This is a genomic window from Lysobacter antibioticus HS124 (assembly GCF_000336385.2).
GTDB classification, from domain to species: Bacteria; Pseudomonadota; Gammaproteobacteria; order Xanthomonadales; family Xanthomonadaceae; genus Lysobacter; species Lysobacter firmicutimachus.
The window spans coordinates 20,706-40,952 of sequence record NZ_HG424505.1 but is presented as its reverse complement, the minus strand read 5'-3'; the positions used below and the strand labels follow the sequence as shown (position 1 = coordinate 40,952).

Sequence of the window (20,247 nt, the reverse complement as noted above, 5' to 3'; positions counted from 1 at the left end):
CCCGGCCGGCACGACCGGGCGGCGCCGGCCGCACGGCTGCGCCGCGCGGCGGCGACCGGCGCAGCGGCGAAGGGCGTGCCGCCTACGGTCGCGGCCCCGGCGCGGGCGCTGCGGGCGACCGCGCAGAACGGCCGCGTCGCAGCGCACCGGCGCGCGAGGCTGCGGCGCAGCGCGAGGGCGCGCGAACTTTCGCGCCGCGCTCCGGCCCTGGCCGGCCTGCCGGTCCGCGCCGCGACCGCGACGCGGCCTCCGGTTCCCCCACCGCCGGCTTCACGTCGGGGGCCTTCAAGTCGGCCGGCTCCAAATCGGCGGGCTTCAAATCGGCGGGCTTCAAATCAGTGGGCTCCAAATCGGCCGGCTCCCAATCCGCCGGCGCGCGGCCGAGCGGGCACAGGCCGGCCCAGGCCAAGCCCGCCGCGGCCGAGTTGCTGACCACCGCCGGCGGCAGCGGCGCGCAGACCCGCGCGATCGCCGCGCGCGTGCTCGATGCGGTGCTGCACCGCGGTCGCTCGCTCAAGGCCGAGCTGGCGGCGAGCCTGCCGGCGCTGCGCGACCCGCGCGACCGCGCCCTGGTCGAGGCGATCTGCTTCGCCGTGCTGCGCCAGCCCTTGCGTTACGAGCGCACCCTCGAGGCCTGGATGCCGCGGCCGCCATCGGCGCGCGACGGCGAACTGCGTGCGCTGCTCTATGTCGGCCTGGCCCAGCTCGATCCGCTGCGCCTGCCCGAGCACGCCGCCGTGGCGTCGACGGTCGAGGCCGCGCGCGCGCTCGGCCATCCGCATCAGGCCGGGCTGGTCAACGCGCTGTTGCGCCGCGCCCAGCGCGACGGCCTGCCGGCGCTGGACCCGACCCACTCGCATTGGCCCAGCTGGCTGCGCGGACGCCTGCGCCGCGACTGGCCGGAACATTACGCCGCGATCCTCGCCGCCAGCGCCTTGCCGCCGCCGATGTGGCTGCGGGTCAATGCCTTGCGCGAACCTGTGCAGGCATATCGCGCCCGGCTCGCCGAGGCCGGCATCGAGGCCCTGGCCGGCCCCGGCGCGGCGCTGCGCCTGGAGCAGGCGATGCCGGTCGCCGCGTTGCCCGGTTTCGACGAGGGCCTGGTTTCGGTCCAGGACCTGTCGGCGCAGCAGGTCGCCGACGCGTTGGCGCCCGCGCCCGGCGCGCGCGTGCTCGACGCCTGCGCCGCGCCCGGCGGCAAGAGCGCGCACCTGCTCGAACGCGACCCGCAACTGCGCTTGACCGCGCTCGACATCGACGCCGCGCGGCTGCGCCGGGTCGAGGACACTTTGCGCCGACTCGGCCTGTCCGAGCGCGCCGTGCTGCGCGCCGCCGATGCCGCCGAGCCGGCGGCCTGGTGGGACGGCCGGGCCTTCGACGCGATCGTGCTGGACGCGCCGTGCTCGGCCACCGGCATTGTGCGCCGCCAGCCCGACGTGGTCCTGCATCGGCGCGAAACCGATCTGGCCGCGTTGGTGGGGCTGCAGGCGCGCCTGCTGGATGCGCTGTGGACCACGCTGGCGCCCGGCGGCACCCTGCTGTACGCGACCTGCTCGATCCTGCAGGACGAGAACGAGCATCAGGTGCGAGCGTTCCTCGAGCGCACCGCCGATGCGCGGGTCGAGCCGCTGGACGCGCGCTACGGCCACGATCGCGAGGTCGGCCGCCAGCGCTTGCCCGGCGAGGACGGCGGCGACGGCTTCTTCTACGCCCGCCTGCGCCGCGCGCCGGCCGGCTGACGACACGATTCCGACGTTCCGGTAACGAATTCCTCAGCCGGGGACTGGATAATGCCGCCCGGTCGACGCCGGCTGCGGCAGGGCGTCGCGTCCCTCCGCCCCTCCACCCGGCCTGAACGGCCTCGTATCATTCCGCGCATGCTCAAGACTCTCCGCTCCCAGCAAGCCTGGCTGTTCTGGATCGTCGCCTGGCTTGTCCTCGGGGCCGGCCTGGGCCTGCGCGACCCCTGGCCCGCCGACGAGCCGCGTTTCGCGCTGGTCGCCAAGCAGATGGTCGAGAGCGGCCAGTGGCTGTTCCCGCACCGCGGCACCGAGCTGTATTCGGACAAGCCGCCGTTGTTCATGTGGACCGAGGCGGTCTCGTTCCTGATCACCCAGAACTGGCGCATCGCCTTCCTGCTGCCCTCGCTGTTGGCGGCGATGGGCACGCTGTGGTGCGTGGTCGATCTCGGCCGCCGGCTGTGGACGCGCCAGGTCGGCTATTACGCCGGCTGGGCTCTGTTGTTGACCCTGCATTTCGCCTACCAGGCCAAGAAAGCCCAGATCGACCCCTCGGTGGTGTTCTGGATCACCTTCGCCAACTACGGCTTGCTGCGCCATCTGCTGACCGGGCCGAACTGGCGCTGGTGGGCGCTGGGCTGGTTTGCCGCCGGCATCGGCACGATCACCAAGGGCGTGGGCGCGATCGCCTTGCTGATGCTGGCGCCGGTGGCGCTGGCGGCGCTGCTGCGGCCGCTGCACGCGCGCGGCGGCGGGCGGTGGCTGGCCTGGACCGCGATGCCGGTGCGCGCCGGCATCGGCGACCCGCGCTTCTGGCTCGGCCCGCTGGCCTTCGTGGCGGCGGTGTCGCTGTGGATCGTGCCGATGGTGACCGCCGCGCTGTCCAACGACGATCCCAGCTACCGCGCCTATCTCAACGACATCCTGTTCCGTCAGACCGCGGGCCGCTATTCCAACTCCTGGGACCACCACCAGCCGGTCTGGTACCACCTGGGGGTGATGCTGTCGATGTGGCTGCCGCCGATGCTGGCGTTGCCGTGGGCGCTGCCGGCCTGGCGCCGACGCCTGCGCCGGATCGACCCGCGCTACCTGCTGCCGCTGGCCTGGTGGGCGCTGGTGATCGTGTTCTTTTCGATTCCGCACGGTAAGCGCGACGTCTACATCCTGCCGGCGCTGCCGATGGCCTGTCTGATGTTCGCGCCGCTGCTGCCCGGCATCGTGCGCAAGCTGTGGCCGCGCCGCATCGCCCTGGGCTTCGCCGCGGTGCTGACCTTCGCCTTGCTCGGCGTCGGCCTGTCGATGTGGTTCGGCGATCCCAAGTTCGAAGCCAAGCTGATCGCCGACCGCGGCTTCACCGACGGCGGCCGCCAGCTGGAGGCGGCGATCCTGGCGATCGGCGCCTGGGGCCTGGCGTCGCTGCTGTGGTTCGGCCGGCGCCGGCCGATCCACGCCATGGCCTCGACCCTGTGCGGTCTGTGGGTGCTGTACGGCCTGCTGGTCACGCCGGTGCTCAACGACTCTTCTTCGGCGCGCGGGGTCATGACCCGCGTTGCCGAACGCATCGGTCCGGACGCCGAGCTCGGCCTGGTCGCGTGGAAGGAACAGAACCTGCTGCAGAGCCGCTCCCAGACCACCACCTTCGGCTTCGTCATGGGCTGGGCCAAGCAGCTCGAGCACGGCCTGGCCTGGCAGAAACAGGCGCCGGCGCGGCGCTGGCTGCTGGTGCAGGAGCCGGCGCTGCCGGACTGCGTCGACCGCAGCAAGATCGAACTCGGCGGCCGCGCCAACCGGCGCGTGTGGTGGCTGGTGCCCTACGCCGCGCGCGCGAACTGCCCGGCGGCGCCGACCCTGCGGCCGCACGAAGACGACCCGGACTGATCGGTGTCGTCCAGTCCGTCCGCCGTCTCTGCCTCGGCCCGCTCCGCCCCGGTCCGCTCCGCCGGCGAATCGCCGCGCCAGCGCTGGGCCCGGCATGCGCTGGAAGCCGGCCTGCTGTGCCTGCCGGCGCTGCTGGTCGCCACGCCCTGGGGGTTGTCGCCGTTCACCGCCTTCGCCTTGCTGGCGCTGGCGCTGGCGCCCGAACGCCTGGCCCGCGGCTGGCGCGAACTCGGCGGTTCGCTGCGGCTGCTGTGGTGGCTGGTGCTGGGCGTGGTCGCGGTCGCGGTGGTGTCCAAGTTCCAGTTCGACGTGCGCTGGCGCGAGATCGACAATCGCCTGCGCCTGCTGACCCTGCCGTTCTTCGCTCTGATGGTGTTCGCCTACCGGCCCTCGCGGCGTTGGTTGTGGCGCGGCGCCCTGCTCGGTCTGGCCGGCGGTTTCCTGATCGCGCTGATCCAGGTCCTGGGCGGCGCCGACCGCGCCGCCGGCTGGACCGCGAACGCGATCGTATTCGCCGATGCGCTGATCGGCGTGGTCGTGATCGCGGTGTACTGCCGTCCTTCCGGCGAGTTGCTGTGGACCACCGTCGCCTGCGCGCTCGGCGTCGGCGCGATCGCGCTCAGCGGCAGCCGCGGAGTCTGGCCGGGCCTGGCGCTGGTGCTGCTGGTGGGCCTGTTGGTCAGCGGCGGCCGCGCGCGCAAGCTCAGCTGGGCGATGCTGGCGGCGCTGGTGTTGGCGGCCGCTGCGGCGGTATGGGTCGCGCCCTTGGCCGAGCAGACCCGCATGCACGAGTTGCGCACCGACGTCGACCGGCTGCGCGAAGGCGATGCCGAGTCCTCGTTGGGCGCGCGCCTGACCTTGCTGCGACTGGCCGGCGAAACCTTCGCCGAGCATCCGCTCAGCGGCATCGGCGTGGGCCGCTTCGAGAACGTGGTGCTGGCGACCCCGCAATGCCAACCGCCGGCGCCGCGGATCGGTTTCTGCAAGCTCGGCCACGCCCACAGCGATCTGGCCGAGTGGGCGGCGACCATGGGCGCGCCCGGCCTGCTGGCGGTGTTGGCGGTCTATCTCGTTCCGCTGGCGTTGTTCGCGCGCCGCCTGCGCGAGCGCGCCACCGGCCGCGCGCGCAGCGCGGCCCTGGCCGGGGTGGTGCTGATCCTGGTCTATCTGGCCTGCGGCCTGACCCAGTCGATGTTCGCCCACCAGCTGATCGCCTCGTTCTACGCGATCGCGGTCGGCGTGCTGTACGGCTTCGCCCTGCGCGAAGCGGGCGAGGAAGACTGCGACGCGCTGCGCTGAAGCGCGCGGGCTTCGGCGGCGCCTACCGCATCGCGGGCTTCATTCCCGCAGCATGGGCTTTTGCAGGAGCGGCGCGAGCCGCGACCGCGTTATGCCGTCCTAGCGCCGTATCCTGCGCCGGCCTCAGTCGCGCCGCGGCGTAGTCACCGGCTGCCCGTTCTGCAGCAGCCACAGCATCACCGTCTTCTGGCGCACGTAGTTGGCGCGCACATAGGCGTAGACCAGGCCGTGCCAGCCGTCGAGGAAGCCGCCGCGCAGCAGGTAGCCGCGCCAGAAGCGCCAGGCCGGCGCCAGCACCAGCTTGGCCAGGGTCGCGCGCTTGCCGCGCGCATGGTCGTGCTCGGCCATCATCCGCGCATAGCGCTCGGTCTTGGCCAGTTGCTGCTCCAGCGAACGGTACGGGTAGTGGATCAGATCGCCGCGCAAGGTCGCGACGGCGCCGTCGACGCTGGCGGCCTCGTGCACCTCGCGTTTGCCGCGCCAACCGCCGCGGCGGCGGTCGAACAAGCGCAGCACCCGATCGGGGTAGGCGTTGCCGTGGCGCAGGAACCTGCCGAAGTAGTCCGACAGCCGGGCGAAGCGATAGCCGGCCGCATCGGCGAAGCCGCGCGCGCGCGCCGCCTCGATCGCCGCGCGCAGCTCCCCGCTCACCCGTTCGTCCGCATCCAGGCACAGCACCCAATCGTGCGCAGCCTGCTCGATCGCGAACTGCTTCTGGCTGCGGAAGCCGTCGAAGGCGCGCTGCAGCACGCGCGCGCCGGCCGCCTGGGCGATCGCCACGGTGGCGTCGCGCGAATGCGAATCGACCACCAGCACCTCGTCGCAGAACGACAACGAGGCGATGCAGTCGCCGATCCGGTCGGCCTCGTCGAAGGCGATGATGCAGGCCGACAGGCGCGGGCGGGCAGCGGCGGGCGAGGGCGTGTCGATGGCGGCGGTCCGGGGCGGTGATGGGGCACGGCGGTTTGGCGGCCAGGATACTCCGGCGGCCGGAAGCGGGGAGAGGAGCGAGCGCGGGCGCGCCGGAAGCGGGTCGTCGGCCCGGACTTTCGCGGGTGTTCGGTTCCTCTAAACTCGCTGCAGGCTTCCCAGCGCTGCATCCATGTCCGATTACCTGCTTTTCGCCACCGAACGCTACGCCCTGCCGATCCTGCAGCCGCTGGCGGAGGCGTTGCACGCGCAGGGCCATGTCGCCCACGCCTGGTTCGCCGACGGCGCGGCGGAATCGGCCTTGCCGGCGCCGGTGCGGCGGCTCGCGCCGGGGCGCGACGGCCTGCGCGCCGCGGTCGCGCTGAAGCCGCGCGCGGTGTTCAGCGCCGCCAACTGGGTGCCGCCGTTCATCGCCGGGGCCAAGGTGCAGTTGTTCCATGGCTTCAACGTCGAAAAGCGCGACGACGCGCGCGGCCATTTCCGCGTGCGCGGCCTGTTCGACCTGTACTGCACCCAGGGCCCGGCGACCACCGCCCCGTTCCGCGCCCTGGCCGAGCAGGCCGGGCACTTCGCCGTGGTCGAGACCGGCTGGCCCAAGCTCGACCCCTTGTTCCGCGACGACGACGGCAGCGCCGCGCAATTGCGAGCCCGCGCCGGCGGCCGGCCGGTGGTGCTGTTCGCCTCGACCTTCACCGAGCGCCTCAGCGCCGCGCCGCATCTGCTGGACGCGATCGCCGCGCAGGTCGCCGCCGGCGAGCGCTACTGGCTGCTGACCTTGCACCCCAAGTGCGCGCCGGAGCTGTTCCAGCGCTATCGCGCGCTGCAGGGGCCGAACGCGCATTTCGTCGAGACCGAGCAGCTGATCGCGGCCCAGCGCGCCGCCGACGTGCTGCTCGCCGACACCACCTCGGTGGTGTCGGAGTTCGTGGTCCAGCGCAAGCCGGTGGTGACTTTCCGCAATCGCGCGCCCAAGCCGCACATGCTGGATTTCGCCGACCCGGCGCAGCTGCCCGCGCAGCTGGCGCGCGCGTTCGCGCCGGATGCGGCCTTGCAGCAGGCGATCGACGCCTACGCCGAGCAGATCCATCCCTACCGCGACGGCCGCTCTTCGCAGCGCGTCATCGCGGCCACCGACGACCTGCTCGCCGGCCGTCTCGGCCGCTTGCGCAAGCGGCCGTTCACGTCCTTGCTGCGCGGCCTGCAGATCCGGCGCGAGCTGGGGTATTGGGGGCCGACCGGCTGAAGGCCACGGGGCGGCAGGGCCGGTCGACGGAAGCCCGATCTGAAGGGCAATGCGCAGACGCCAGGCCCTCGCGCTCTTTGCTGGTCCCGATTCCCGCGCGCCGGCTCGCGGCGTTCGCTATCTCCCGCGCTTTTCCAGCAGCCACAACCGGATCGTCTTCTGCCGCGCCGTGTACGCGGTGACGTAGGCGTAGATCAGTCCCGGCCAGCCGTCGAGGAAGCCGCCGCGCAGCAGATAGCCGCGCCAGAACCGCCAGGCCGGAGAAAGCACTAGCCGCGCCAGCGAAGCGCGTCGGCCGCGGGCGTGGTCGTGCTCGGCCATCATCTGCGCGTAGCGCCGGCCCTTGGCCAACTGGTGTTCGAACGAACGGAACGGGCGGTGCAGCAGGTCGCCGCGCAGGGTCGCCACCGCGCCGTCGACGCTGGCGCTTTCGTGCACCTCGCGGTCGCCGCGCCAGCCGCCGCGACGGCGGTCGAACAGGCGCAGCTTGCGGTCCGGGTAGGCGTTGCCGTGGCGCAGGTAGCGGCCGAAGTACTCCGAGCGGCGGGCGAAGCGGTAGCCGGCCGCCGCGGCGAAACCGGCGTCGCGGGCGCGCTCGATCGCTTCGCGCAGAGTCGCGTCGATGCGTTCGTCGGCATCGACGCACAACACCCAGTCGTGCGCAGCCTGTTCGATCGCGAACTGCTTCTGGCTGCGGAAGCCGTCGAACGGCCGGTGCAGCACGCGCGCGCCGAAGCCGCGCGCGATGTCCGCGGTGGCGTCGCGCGAGCCCGAGTCGACCACCAGGATCTCGTCGCAGAACGCCAGCGACGCCAGGCAGTCGGCGATGCGGTCGGCCTCGTCGCAGGCGATCACCGTCGCCGACAACGCGGGACGGCGCGGAGAACTGGCATGGTCCGGTAACGGCATCGTCGTATTCGCAGGTCAAGGTGGGCGCGCCGCAACCGCGGGACGCGCAAACCATGATGGCGCGGACGCGTTGCGGCTTGATTGCTCCTTCGCCACTGCCGCGCCCCTATGACTCAACCGCCCGTCGCCAGCGTCGTGTTCACCACCTACAACCAGCCGGCCTGGCTGGAGAAGGTGCTGCTGGGTTTCGCCGCGCAGAGCCGGCGCGACTTCGAGATCCTGATCGCCGACGACGGCAGCGGCGAGGACACCCGTGCCTGCATCGAGCGCCTGCGGCCGCGGTTGCCGATGCCGCTGCGGCACCTGTGGCAGCCCGACCAGGGCTTCCGCAAATGCCAGGCGCTGAACATGGCGATCCGGGCCAGCGCCGCCGACTATCTGATCTTCACCGACGGCGACTGCATTCCGCGCGCCGATTTCGTCGCCACCCATCTGCGCCTGCGCCGGCCGGGCCGTTTCCTGTCCGGCGGCTATCACAAGCTGCCGATGGAGACGAGCCGGCGCATCGGCCCCGACGACATCGCCAGCGGCCGCTGCTTCGACGCGCGCTGGCTGCGCGCGCACGGCATGCCGGCCACGCGGCGCGATCTCAAACTGACGGCGCCGCCGCGGCTGGCCTGGTTGCTGGACCAGGTCAGCCCGGCGCGGGCGAGTTGGAACGGACACGGCGCATCGGGCTGGAAGCGCGACATCCTCGCCGTCAACGGCTTCGACGAGCGCATGCGCTACGGCGGCCAGGACCGCGAGTTCGGCGAGCGTCTGCACAACGCCGGCATCCGCGGCATCCGCATCCGCCATCGCGCGATCGTGGTGCACCTGGACCACCCGCGCGGCTACGCCAGCGCCGAGAGCATCGCCTTCAATCGCCGCCTGCGCGCGCAGACCCGGCGCCGACGCCTGACCTGGACCGAGCACGGCTTGCAGCAACAGCCGCAGCCCGACGGCGCGGCGGTCGCCGGCCTCGGCCCGGCCTGGCCGCAGCCGGCGGGCTGAGTGGCGTTTCTCCGCGGCGCTTCGGCCGCGCGCGCTCACCAGCGCAGCGGCCGCCGCGCCAGCACCGCGGCCAATGCGGCGTACAGCCGTCGCGCCTCGTCCTCGGGCAGGAAGCGGATCCGCAGCGGCGGCCCCAGCGCACCGCCGCCGGCGGTGTCCAGCCACAACGTCGCGGTGCCGCAACGGCGGTCGAGCGGCGAACGGGTGATCTGCAAGGCCTGCAGCTTGTCGAGTTCGGCGAAGCGCCAGTAGCGTCGCCACCAGCCTTCGCGTACCGCGACCAACTGCGAATCCAGCGCGTAGCCGATCCGGCGCGCGCGGCGCTGGGCCTTGAACGCGGCCCACGGCAACCAGGCCAGCGCCAGCGCGCTCAAGGCGCCGATCTGCCAATACAACGCGAACGCCGCCAGCGCGACCCAGGGCACGTCGGGCAGGAACAGTCGCCACCAGGCCGCGTCCGGTAGCGGGCGCCATTGCAGTTGCTCCAGCCGAGCGCCGGGCAACAGGCGTTCGATCAGCGCATCGCAGGCCGGTGCCGATGCGATCGGCGCCAGCTCCTTCAGCGCGCGTCCGTCGTCTTGGTCGCCGGCGCCGACCGTGTCCACCGCCAGCCGGCGACGGGCGAGCAGGCGGTGCAGCAGGCCTTCCTCCAGGGTCCAGGCCTGGATGCGCCGGCGCGGCACCGTGGTGCGCCAGCGCCCGAGCAGGCCGCGCTCGGCGGTCAGGCGGCGGCCGTGTTCGCTGAGTTCGAAGCCGTAGTAGCGCAGCACCGCCAGCGCCATCGACAGCAGCTTGAGCGCGACCGCCAGGGCCAAGGCCAGCACCAGGGCCACGCCGACGTAGCCGAGCGCGTCGAGGTGGTAGGACTCGACCCGGCCGAACAACCAGCGCGCGGCTTCGCGCATCAGCCGGCCGGGCACTTTCGCGCTGAAGTCGGGCATGGCCTGGCTCAGTGCGGCGAAGCCGGCGCCGATCAGGACCAGGCCGCCGTCCGAGACCAGCCCCAGGCGCAGGACTTCGGCCGGCGGCAGGCGCAGCAGCACTTCGGCCGGCGCCTCGGCCTGGCCCGGCGCGGGCGCGTCGCCGCGGCGACGCACCAGCGCCTCCAGGGCCAATGCGTCGGCCAGCTTGAGCACCCGCATCTGCGCCTCGGGCTCTTTGCTGCCGGCCGACTCCAGGCGCACCTCGGCGACCCCGAACAGGCGGTGCAGCACGGTCTGGTGCACGGCCACGTTCTGGATCCGTACGAACGGGATCTCGCGCAGGCTGCGGTTGAACAGGCCGCTGCGCACGACCAGGTGGTTGGCGCCGATGCCGTAGCGATAGGTCAGGTAGCGCCAGATCGACACCGCCACCAGCACGCCGACGCCGATCAGCGACCACAACTCGTTGCGGTCGCCGCGGCCGAACACCAGCAGCGCGATCAGCGGCACCACGAACTGCTTGAGCTGCTGGATCAGCACGAACAGCCACGACATCGGATGCAGGCGCCGGTCGAGCGCGGCCTCGCCCTGGGGCGCGGCGGGCGGCGGCGCGGTCGCGGGCTCGGCGGCGACGCCGGCGGACGGCTCGGCGGGCTGGGAAGCGCTCATCAGGCCTCGTCGTCGTGGTCGAGTTGGCGGCCCAGGCGTTCGCGCAGGCGTTCGGCGTCGGCGGCATCGAGATGATCGATCGACACCGCGCTGTGCCGGGTGCCGGCGGTGTGCACGACCAGGGTGGCCAGGTCGCGCAGGCGCTGCAGCGGGCCGTGCTTGAGGTCGAGGTGCTGGACCCGGGTCAGCGGCACCAGCGTCTCGCGCTGCCAGGCGACGCCGCGGCGCACCGCGAAGCCGTGCGCGTCCAGCCGCCACAAGGTGTTGCGGTAACGGCGCAGGCCGATCCAGGTGCCGATGCCGGCGCCGAGCAGGGCGCCGGTGAGCGCGCTGGCGGTACCGACCAGCAGGCCGCGGGTCAGCACGCCGAGCACCACTCCGGCGATCGCGAACAGCGCCGCCAGCGACAGGCTGACATCGATCGTGCACAGCAACTGGGCGCGCGGCGGCAGCCGTTGCCAACCCTCGTCGGCGGCCGGTGCGGGGGCCGGCGGGGCAAGGGAATCGGCGCTGTCGGGCGCGTCGGTCATCGTCGTTCGGGGGCTGCGGTGAAGCGCCGAGTGTAGCCGCGGCGGCGGCCGCGCAGTGCGCGCTGCGGCGCGCTCAGCGCAACCGGTACGGGTTGTCGTCGCCGTTGCCGGACGGCCGCAGGGTGTAGCGCTTGTACGTCCACTGGTACTGGGCCGGATCGCGCCGGGCGATGCGCTCGACGGCGGCGTTGAGCGCGACGCAGGCGCGCTGCGGATCGGGGTCGGCGATGCCGGCCGGCGCGGCTTCGACGCGCAGCGCGAACGCCGGTTGCTGCGGGTGCGAGGGCAGGCGTTCGCAGTAACAGAACAGCACCGTCGCGCCGGTGCGTTCGGCGAGCCGGCCGAGCAGGGTCATGGTCAGCGCCGGTACGCCGAAGAACGGCGCGAACTCGCCGTCGCCGGCCTTGGGCTGCTGGTCGGGCAGGATCCCGACCACGCCGCCGGCGCTGAGCCGTTTCCACAGTTGGCGCACCGCCGCGCCCTCGGCGCGGACCTGGGTCACCCGGCCGGTGTCGCTGTCGGCGCGGACCAGGTTGAGGAAGGCTTCGCCGACCGCCGATTCCGGCGGCCGGTACAGGATCGCCAGCGGCGTGCGCGAGGCCAGCCATTGGTTGAGCAGTTCCCAGTTGCCGTAGTGCGGCGCGGCCACGATCAGGCCGCGGCCGGCGGCCAGGGCGGCGTCGAACAGCTCGACGCCGTGCTGCTCGCGCAGCAGGGCGAGGTTCTCGGCATGCGGCCGGGTCCACAGGCGCAGAGTCTCGATCGCCTGGCGCGCGGTGGTGCGGACGATGGCCTGCTGCAGGCGTTCGCGCTCTTCGGCGGCCAGGCCGGGGTAGGCCAGCTCCAGGTTGACCCGGGCGACCCGGGCCTCGCGCGCGGCCCGGCGCTGCCACAGCCGGGCCACCGCGTCGCCCAGGCGCATCTGCCAGGACCACGGCAGGCGGCCCAGCGCGCTGGCGAGAAGATAGAGCAGACGGGCGACGAAGCGGGTCATCGGCCCAGTTTAGTGAAAGGGCTGCAGGGGGTTAAGCGCGCTGCAGCCCCTGCCTCCCTTTTAGACTTGCCGGTCCGAAGCCTCGTGGTGCCCGTTCGCATGTTGAGCTTGATCCAGCGCGTCGCTCAGGCCTCGGTCGTGGTCGACGGCGAAACCGTCGGCGCGATCGGGCCCGGGCTGCTGGCCCTGGTCGGGGTAGAGCCCGGCGACGGCGAGGTCCAGATCGCGCGCATGGCCGAGCGCCTGCTCGGCTACCGGGTGTTCGCCGACGAGGCCGGACGGATGAACCGTGGCCTGGCCGATACCGGCGGCGGCCTGCTGCTGGTCAGCCAGTTCACCCTGGCCGCCGACACCCGCAGCGGCATGCGTCCGGGCTTCAGCACCGCCGCCGCCCCGGCCCTGGCTGAACCGCTATTCAACCGGCTGGTCGAAACCTGCCGGCAACGTCACGCCGGAGGGGTGGAAACCGGTCGCTTCGGCGCCCATATGGTCGTCAGCCTGGTCAACGACGGCCCGGTCACTTTCCTGCTTCGGTCTTAGCCCCGTCCCGCCTGGTCCCGGCCCTCCGGCCGACCCTGCCGGATCTGCTATACTGGAGCGTTCCCCTATCCCAGCGGTGGCGCAGCCCATGGCCAACGAACGTCAGCCCCCTCCGTCCGATATCAAGCTCCTGATTTCCAAGGGCTTGGAGCAGGGCTACCTGACCTATGCCGAGGTCAACGATCACCTGCCCGACGATCTGGTCGACGCCGAGCAGATCGAAGACATCATCGGCATGATCAACGGCATGGGCATCGAGGTGCACGAAGTCGCGCCCGATGCCGAAACGCTGTTGCTCGCCGACGGCAATACCGGTAACCGTGAAGTCGACGACACCGCGGCCGAAGAAGCCGCCGCGGCGCTGACCGCGCTCGACGGCGAAGGCGGCCGTACCACCGACCCGGTGCGCATGTACATGCGCGAAATGGGTACGGTCGAGCTGTTGACCCGCGAAGGCGAAATCGCCATCGCCAAGCGCATCGAGGAGGGCCTGAACCAGGTCCAGGCCTCGCTGGCGCTGTTCCCGGGCACGGTCCAGCTGATCCTCGACGATTACGAGCAGCACAAGGCCGGCAAGAAGCGTCTGGCCGAGATCGTGGTCGGCTTCAACGACCACCTCGATGAAGAACCCGAGCCGCCGGCGGCGGCGCTGCCGGTCGACGACGACGCGGCCACCGAAGACGACGAGGACGAAGTCGAGGCGGCCGACGATGCCGACGCCGAAGAGACCACGTCCGGTCCGGACCCGGTCGAGGTCGCCGCGCGGATGGAGGCCATCGCCGACCTGCACGGCAAGTTCCTCAAGGCCCAGGTCAAGAACGGCGCGGGCCACAAGACCGTGACCAAGCTGCGCGAGGACATCGCCGCGGTGTTCGTCACCCTCAAGCTGCCGCTGGCCCTGACCGACACCCTGATGCGCAACCTGCGCGACGTGGTCGGCGCGATCAAGGACCACGAGCGCAAGATCCTCGACCTGGCCACGCGCGTGGCCAAGATGCCGCGCAAGGACTTCATCCGCGCCTGGGAAGGCAACCAGACCAATCTGGAATGGGTCGACGAGCTGCTCAAGCGCAAGCAGAAGTGGTCGTCGGGCCTGCGCGACGTCAAGGACCAGATCATCGCCGAGCAGCAGGCCACCATCGAGCTGGAGCAGGCCTCGCTGCTGACCCTGGCCGACATCAAGGAAATCAGCCGCCAGGTCGCCTACGGCGAAGCCAAGGCGCGCAAGGCCAAGAAGGAGATGGTCGAGGCCAACCTGCGCCTGGTGATCTCCATCGCCAAGAAGTACACCAACCGCGGCCTGCAGTTCCTCGACCTGATCCAGGAAGGCAACATCGGCCTGATGAAGGCGGTGGACAAGTTCGAGTTCCGCCGCGGCTTCAAGTTCTCGACCTACGCCACCTGGTGGATCCGCCAGGCCATCACCCGTTCGATCGCCGATCAGGCCCGCACCATCCGCATCCCGGTGCACATGATCGAGACGATCAACAAGCTCAACCGCATCAGCCGCCAGATGCTGCAGCAGTACGGCCGCGAAGCGACTCCGGAAGAGCTGGCGAAGGAAATGGACATGCCGGAGGACAAGATCCGGAAGGTCATGAAGATCGCCAAGGAACCGATCTCGATGGAGACCCCGATCGGCGACGACGAGGACTCGCATCTGGGCGACTTCATCGAGGACACCAACGTGGAGTCCCCGGTGGAAGCGACCACCAACATCAACCTCTCCGAGACGGTCCGCGACGTGCTCGCCGGCCTGACCCCGAGGGAGGCCAAGGTGTTGCGCATGCGTTTCGGCATCGACATGAACACCGACCACACCCTGGAAGAGGTCGGCAAGCAGTTCGACGTGACCCGCGAGCGCATCCGCCAGATCGAAGCCAAGGCGCTGCGCAAGCTGCGTCACCCGAGCCGCTCGGAACAGCTGCGCAGCTTCCTCGACATCGACTGAGTCGGTCGGGCCGCGCACGCAATACGAAACAGGCCCCGCTCGCGGGGCCTGTTTCGTTTCCGGCGCCGAGCCGTCGCGCGCGCCTGCCGCGTTGCGCTCGGCCCCGCTCCCGTGCCGGGCTGAACGCCCCCGCCGGCTTGCCGGCCGGGCGCGTTGGCCGCGATCGCGCCGGCGGCGCCGCATTCCCGTGCGGCCGCGGACACGCGCGCGAACTCGCTGCGGCCGCCGTCCGCGGCGCGCGCAGGCTCAGCCGTAGAAAAACTGCTCGTGCACGATCTTGCCGTCGCGCACCTTGTACACCGCGACCTCGGCCATCGGCATGCGGCCCATGCTCTTGTAGGTGGCGTCGATGCTCATCGCCAGGCTGAACCAGTCGCCGCCGACCGCCGGATCGCTGCACCAGCTGTCGTGGATCTCGATCACGTCGTCCATGAACCGGCGTCCCTTCTCGCGGATCGCGGCCAGGCCTTCCACGTTGCCGAGCGGCCCGGCCTGATTGCCCGGCGCTTCGATGCTGACGGCGTCGTCGGCATAGAGTTCGTCCTGGATCTGCTCGTGCTTGCCCGCGCGGCACAGCTCGACGTAGCGGTTGGCGATCTGCTGGGTATCCATGGCGCGATCCTCGGAGGCGGGCGCCCAGGATAGGCCCGGCGGTCTGGGCGAGCGGCCCTCGGTGCGGGCGCAGGCGCCGCCCTCCCGACGAGCGGCGGATGAACGCGGCGCCCGCTTACCGGGGCAGGAGCGGCGCAAGCCGCGACAACCGCAGCGGTTCGATACCGCGTTGCCTTCCGAAGCCCGGCGCTGTGAGCGCTGGCGGCTGTCGGGCGCCCGCGCCGGTGCCCTTGCGTGCAGCGCTTTGGTTGCCGCGGCTTGCGCCGCTCCTACAGGGGGGCGGCGTAGTTTCGATGGGGGGGCGAACGCTTATGGTTTTCTGCGCATCCCTTGGTCGCGGCTCACGCCGCTCCCAGAGAAAGCCGGTGCGCCGCGAGCTCGGCGCCGCGGCGGACCTCAGCGTTGCCGCAGCCAGCGCAGCACTTCATAGCAGGCGCCCATGGTGTGGTAATCGGTCTTGCCCGCCGGGCTCTTCTCGTCGCTGTACTTGCGGTTCTCGCGATCGAGAATCCGGTACCAGGCGCCGTAGCGATGATCGACCATGTGCTGCCAGGCGTAGGCCCACAGCTTGTCGTACCACGCCCAGTACTGCGCCTCGCCGGTGCGGATCGCCAGCAGCGCCGCGGTCGCCAGCGACTCGGCCTGGACCCAGAAATACTTGTCGTCGTCGCAGACCGTGCCGTCGGGGGCGAATCCGTAACACAGCCCGCCGTGCTCGGGGTCCCAGGAGCGCGCGACCGCGACGTCGAACAGGTGGCGCGCGGTAGGCACCAGCCAGTCCACGGTTTCGCCGCGTGCGGTGAGGTGGCGGTCGAGGATCAGCAGCAGCTTGGCCCACTCGGTCTGGTGGCCGGGCTGGAACCCCCAGGGGCGGAACAGGTGCTTGGGGTCGTCGCGGTGATAATCCCAGTCGATGTTCCAGTCGCGGTCGTAGTGCTCCCACACCAGCCCGTCGGCCTGGGCCGCCTGACGCTGGGTCATGTTCTGCGCCAGCGTTAGCGCGCGCTGCAGATAGCGCGCTTCGCCCGAGGCTTCGAACGCGGCCAGCATCGCTTCGCACATGTGCATGTTGGCGTTCTGGCCGCGATAGCCGGTGAAGTTCCACTGCGCGTCGGCCTCGTCGCGGTACAGGCCGTGGTTCGGCTCCCAGAAGCGCGCTTCCAGCAGTTCCCAGGTTTCGTCCATCCACGCCGCGGCCTCGGCGATGCCGGCCTTGCGCGCGGTGGAGTAGGCCAGCAGTACGAAGGCCACGCCGTAGCAGTGGTTCATGCGGTCTTCGGCGCGGCCGTCGCGGATCGTCCACGCGTAACCGCCGCTGGCGGCGTCGCGATGCGCCTCGCGCAGATAGCGCAGGCCGTGGCGTGCGCGCTCGCGGTAGTCGTCGCGGCCGAATTCGATCGCCGCCATCGCGTAGTTGAAGACGAAGCGCGTGCTGCTGACCAGGTGCCGGTGCGAGGCGTCGTAGACCGAGCCGTCGTCGCGGAAGTAATGGAAGAAGCCGCCGTTCGGATCCAGCGCGACCGGATCGTAGAAGGCCATGGTGTCGGCGACGTGCGCGAGCAGGGTCTCGGGCCGGCGGAAGTCGGGCAGCGGATGCGCGGGAAGATTCATCGGGGAATACCGGATCGGAAGCGGAGCGGCGGTCAGGATTGTTCGCGGATGAGGCGCTCGACCTCGGCGGTGTCGGGCATGGCCGCGAACGCGCCGTGGCGGGTGGTGGCCAGTGCGCCGGCGGCGGCGGCATAGCGCAGCGCGGCGACCAAGGCGGCCTCGTCGGCGATGAAGTCGGCGAAGCCGGCGGCGTCCACGCCCAGGCTCGACAAGCGCTGCAGCAGGCCGCCGACGAAGGCGTCGCCGGCGCCGGTGGTGTCGGCCGGGGCGACGCGGAAGGTCGCGACTTCGCCCTGGCGGGTGCGGGTATGCCAACGGATCGGCGTGGCGCCGTCGGTGATCAGCACGCAGCGTGCATGGCCGTGCCACAGTCGCTGCAGCGCCGCTTCCTCGCCGCCGAGATGGCGCGCAAGGAACTGGAACTCGCTGCCGCACAGCTTGATCAGGTCGGCCTCCAGCAAGGCCGCGATCAGCCGCGGCGCCGGATCGACATCGTGCGGCCACAGCGACGGCCGCAGGTTCATGTCCATGCTGACCAGGGCGCCGGCCAGGCGCGCGCGGCGCATGCCGGCCAGGGTCGTCGCGGCGATGCCTTCCTCGGTCAGGCTGTTGGAGCAGACATGGAAGATGCCGGCATCGGCGAAGCCGTCGGCGCGGAAGTCGGCGTCGCGGAACAGCAGGTCGGCGGCCGGCGGGCGATAGAAGCTGAAGCTGCGCTCGCCAAAGCCGTCCAGCGACACGAACGCCAACGCGGTCTTGGCCTCGCCGGTGCGGACCACGTCGCGGGTGTCCACGCCGTAGTGCTGCAACTGGGCGGCGATGAAGTCGCCGAACATGTCCTGGCCGAGCATGCCGACGAAGCGCGCCGGCGCGCCGAGCCGGGCCGCGGCGACGGCGACGTTGGCCGGCGCGCCGCCGGCGTACTCGACGAAATGGCGCGGCTCGCCCGGCGCCTCGGCCGGGCGGGCGAGGAAATCGATCAAGGCTTCGCCGAAACAGACGATGGCGGAATTGCGCGACTGCGCGGGCTGCGCTGCAGCAGACATCAATGCATCACTCCCGAAGCCTGGGCGCTGGCGTGCTGGCCCTGGCCGGCGCGGATGCGCGAGCCGGCGAAGCCGTACCAGACGATGAAGGCGTAACAGATCAAAGGAATTACGAACGATTGCTGGATGCCGATCCGGTCGGACAGCACGCCCTGCAGCCAGGGCACCACCGCGCCGCCGACGATGCCCATGATCAGCAGGCTGGAGGCCTTGCTGGTCATCGGTCCCAGCCGTTCGATGGCGATGGTGAAGATGGTCGGGAACATGATCGAGTTGAACAGGCCGATCGACAGCACCGTCCACATCGCCAGCGTGCCCTTGCCGCTCATGGTCAGCGCCAGCAGCGCCATCGCCGCGATCGCGAACAGGGCCAGCAGGCGGCGCGCGTCGAAGCGCTGCAACAGCATCGCGCCGACGAAGCGGCCGACCATCGCGCCGCCCCAGTAATACGCCAGGTACTCGCTGGCCTTGGCGTGGTCGATGTTGCCGATCTCCGGTGCGGAGATGTAGTTGATCAGGAAGCTGCCGATCGAGACCTCGGCGCCGACGTAGACGAAGATCGCGATCACTCCGTACAACAGGTGCTTCTGGCTCAGCACCTCGGCGAAGCTGTGGTGCACCGGGTCGGCGCTCTCGGTGGCTTCGGTCAGCGGCGGGATGCGCATGGTGTAGACGAACACCGCCAGCAGCAGCAGGCAGCCGGCGATGATCATGTACGGCATCTGCACCGACGCCGCTTCGTGGGCGCGGTACGCGGCCTGCTCGGTCGCCGACATCGCCGCCAGCTCGGCGGTGCCGAGCACCGCGCCGGACAGGATCAGCGGGCCGATCACGTACGGGAACACGGTCGTGCCCAGCGAATTCAGCGCTTGGGCCAGGTTCAAGCGGCTCGGCGCGCCGGCGGGGTCGCCGAGCAGGCTGATGTAGGGATTGGCCGAGACCTGCAGCAGGGTGATGCCGCTGGCGAGCACGAACAGCGCGCCCAGGAAAAGCGGATACGACGGAATGCGCGCGGCGGGGAAGAACATCGCCGCGCCGATCGCGGCCACGATCAGGCCGATCACGATGCTGTTCTTGTAGCCGAACTTGGCCACCACCCGGCTGGCCGGCAGCGACATCAGGAAATACGCGCCGAAGAAGGTCGACTGGATCAGCATCGACTGGGCGTAGTTCATCTGGAACACGGCCTTCAGATGCGGGATCAGCACATCGTTGAGGCTGGTCAGGCCGCCCCAGGTGAAGAAGATCGTGGTCACCACCGCCAGCGCGGCGGTGTAGGACATGTCGCGACGGCTCATGCGGAAGCTCCGTTGTGCGGCAGATGCACCTCGCTGCTGCTGCGCGCCTGCAGCCGCACCGGGGCGATGGTGTGGGCGCGCGGCATGTCCGGGTCGCGCAGGCGTTTGAGGATCAGCTCGGCGGCCTGGCGGCCGCGCGCGCGCGGGTCGACCGCGACCGTGGTCAGGGTCGGCGAGGCGACCGAGGCTTCGGGAATGTCGTCGAATCCGACCACGGCGAAATCGCCGCCGGGGCGGCGGCCGCGCGCGACCAGGCCGGCCATCAGGCCCAGCGCGACGGCGTCGTTGTAGCAGACGGCCGCAGTCGGCGCGGGATCGCGCACGAACAGCGCGCCGGTCTGCTGCGCCGCTTCCAGCCGGGTCGGCGCGCACTCCACCAGCCACTGCGGTTCCGGCTCCAGCCCGGCTTCGACCATCGCCTCGCGATAGCCCTGGCGGCGTTGCCGGCACGAGGACGAATCGCGATGGCCGCCGAAGAAGGCGATGCGGCGGTGGCCGCGATCGATCAGGTGGCGCGTGGCCAGGCGCGCGCCGTGGATGTTGTCGAGGGCGAGGAAATCCCACGGCGTGCCGTCGAGTTCGCGGTTGAACACCAGCACCGGCGTGCGTTCGCCGATCTGGTTGCGCACCCGCGCGCCGTCGCTGCCTTCGGCCGGCGACAGAATGATCCCGGCCGGGTCGTGCTCCATCAGCGAGGTCAGCACCGCCTGCTGGCGTTCGACCGATTCGTTGGTGCTGCCGAGCAGGGTGACGAAGCCGGCGGTGGCCAGCCATTCGTCGACGCCGGCGGCGAATTCGGCGAAGAACGGGTTGGACAGGTCGTTGATGACCAGGGCCACGCCGGTCGACACCTTGCGCCGCAGGTTGGCGGCGCCGCGGTGATATACATAGCCTTGGCGCTTGAGCTCGGCTTCGACCCGGGCGCGGGTGTCGGCATGCACCAGCGGGCTGCCGCGCAGCACCAGCGACACCGTCGCGCGCGACAGGCCGCAGGCGCGCGCGATGTCGGCCAGGGTGACCCGGCCGCGGGGGGCGGGCGCGTCGTTCATCGTGAACACCTCGCTGAGAGGGGGGATCGAACG

17 protein-coding genes are annotated in these 20,247 nt (G+C 71.2%); 7 read left to right on the top strand and 10 right to left on the bottom strand.

The window, feature by feature from the left end:
• The first annotated feature begins 425 nt into the window (after window positions 1–425).
• The 3 genes from rsmB to TX83_RS11980 all read left to right on the top strand — a co-directional run bounded on the left by rsmB (window position 426) and on the right by TX83_RS11980 (window position 4,916).
• Entirely contained in the window at window positions 426–1,739 is a 1,314-nt protein-coding gene (rsmB, locus tag TX83_RS11990; protein WP_064748184.1) for a 16S rRNA (cytosine(967)-C(5))-methyltransferase RsmB, read from the top strand.
• Between the two features lie 138 nt (window positions 1,740–1,877).
• Window positions 1,878–3,617, top strand: coding sequence for an ArnT family glycosyltransferase (locus tag TX83_RS11985; protein ID WP_064748181.1), 1,740 nt, complete (start codon window positions 1,878–1,880; stop codon window positions 3,615–3,617).
• A 3-nt stretch (window positions 3,618–3,620) separates the two neighbouring features.
• The gene (locus TX83_RS11980; RefSeq protein WP_064748180.1) at window positions 3,621–4,916 is read left to right on the top strand and encodes an O-antigen ligase family protein; all 1,296 of its coding nucleotides are present in this window, start codon (window positions 3,621–3,623) and stop codon (window positions 4,914–4,916) included.
• Between the two features lie 123 nt (window positions 4,917–5,039).
• On the opposite strand, the gene TX83_RS11975 is transcribed toward TX83_RS11980, so the two are convergent.
• Complete coding sequence (locus tag TX83_RS11975) at window positions 5,040–5,846, bottom strand: glycosyltransferase family 2 protein (RefSeq protein WP_064748179.1); 807 nt, start codon at window positions 5,844–5,846, stop codon at window positions 5,040–5,042.
• Between the two features lie 172 nt (window positions 5,847–6,018).
• Between TX83_RS11975 and TX83_RS11965 the strand changes: the two genes are divergently transcribed.
• Entirely contained in the window at window positions 6,019–7,089 is a 1,071-nt protein-coding gene (locus TX83_RS11965; protein ID WP_064748177.1) for a CDP-glycerol glycerophosphotransferase family protein, read from the top strand.
• A 117-nt stretch (window positions 7,090–7,206) separates the two neighbouring features.
• Here the strand turns inward: TX83_RS11965 and TX83_RS11960 are convergent, their stop codons facing one another.
• Window positions 7,207–7,998, bottom strand: a complete 792-nt coding sequence (locus tag TX83_RS11960) for a glycosyltransferase family 2 protein (RefSeq protein WP_064748176.1) — start codon at window positions 7,996–7,998, stop codon at window positions 7,207–7,209.
• A gap of 108 nt (window positions 7,999–8,106) precedes the next feature.
• Between TX83_RS11960 and TX83_RS11955 the strand changes: the two genes are divergently transcribed.
• Complete coding sequence (locus TX83_RS11955; protein WP_075575132.1) at window positions 8,107–8,991, top strand: glycosyltransferase family 2 protein; 885 nt, start codon at window positions 8,107–8,109, stop codon at window positions 8,989–8,991.
• Between the two features lie 35 nt (window positions 8,992–9,026).
• On the opposite strand, the gene TX83_RS11950 is transcribed toward TX83_RS11955, so the two are convergent.
• The 3 genes from TX83_RS11950 to TX83_RS11940 all read right to left on the bottom strand — a co-directional run bounded on the left by TX83_RS11950 (window position 9,027) and on the right by TX83_RS11940 (window position 12,107).
• Window positions 9,027–10,469 (bottom strand): PH domain-containing protein, encoded by a 1,443-nt coding sequence (locus TX83_RS11950; RefSeq protein ID WP_064748183.1) that lies wholly within the window; start codon window positions 10,467–10,469, stop codon window positions 9,027–9,029.
• A gap of 113 nt (window positions 10,470–10,582) precedes the next feature.
• Window positions 10,583–11,113, bottom strand: a complete 531-nt coding sequence (locus TX83_RS11945; RefSeq protein WP_064748175.1) for a PH domain-containing protein — start codon at window positions 11,111–11,113, stop codon at window positions 10,583–10,585.
• Between the two features lie 73 nt (window positions 11,114–11,186).
• Window positions 11,187–12,107 (bottom strand): lauroyl acyltransferase, encoded by a 921-nt coding sequence (locus TX83_RS11940; protein WP_064748174.1) that lies wholly within the window; start codon window positions 12,105–12,107, stop codon window positions 11,187–11,189.
• 99 nt (window positions 12,108–12,206) lie between these two features.
• On the opposite strand from TX83_RS11940, the gene dtd reads away from it, so the two are divergent.
• Together dtd and rpoD are read left to right on the top strand one after the other, a co-directional pair.
• On the top strand, window positions 12,207–12,647 hold the full coding sequence (gene dtd, locus TX83_RS11935) for a D-aminoacyl-tRNA deacylase (protein WP_064748173.1): 441 nt from the start codon (window positions 12,207–12,209) through the stop codon (window positions 12,645–12,647).
• Window positions 12,648–12,735: 88 nt separating this feature from the next.
• A complete protein-coding gene (gene rpoD / locus TX83_RS11930) occupies window positions 12,736–14,598 on the top strand; it encodes an RNA polymerase sigma factor RpoD (RefSeq protein WP_064748172.1) in 1,863 nt (620 codons plus the stop codon).
• A 246-nt stretch (window positions 14,599–14,844) separates the two neighbouring features.
• On the opposite strand, the gene TX83_RS11925 is transcribed toward rpoD, so the two are convergent.
• From TX83_RS11925 to TX83_RS11905, 5 genes are all read right to left on the bottom strand, one after another.
• Window positions 14,845–15,210, bottom strand: coding sequence for a nuclear transport factor 2 family protein (locus tag TX83_RS11925; RefSeq protein WP_064748171.1), 366 nt, complete (start codon window positions 15,208–15,210; stop codon window positions 14,845–14,847).
• A gap of 396 nt (window positions 15,211–15,606) precedes the next feature.
• Entirely contained in the window at window positions 15,607–16,821 is a 1,215-nt protein-coding gene (locus TX83_RS11920) for an AGE family epimerase/isomerase (RefSeq protein WP_064748170.1), read from the bottom strand.
• A 32-nt stretch (window positions 16,822–16,853) separates the two neighbouring features.
• Window positions 16,854–17,867, bottom strand: a complete 1,014-nt coding sequence (locus TX83_RS11915) for a carbohydrate kinase family protein (protein ID WP_064748169.1) — start codon at window positions 17,865–17,867, stop codon at window positions 16,854–16,856.
• Window positions 17,867–19,165 carry an L-fucose:H+ symporter permease gene (gene fucP / locus TX83_RS11910; protein WP_064748168.1) on the bottom strand — a complete coding sequence of 433 codons (1,299 nt, stop codon included), beginning with the start codon at window positions 19,163–19,165 and terminating at the stop codon, window positions 17,867–17,869. Before fucP ends, TX83_RS11915 begins: the two co-directional genes overlap by 1 nt.
• Entirely contained in the window at window positions 19,162–20,214 is a 1,053-nt protein-coding gene (locus TX83_RS11905; protein ID WP_064748167.1) for a LacI family DNA-binding transcriptional regulator, read from the bottom strand. Before TX83_RS11905 ends, fucP begins: the two co-directional genes overlap by 4 nt.
• Between the last annotated feature and the right edge of the window lie 33 nt (window positions 20,215–20,247).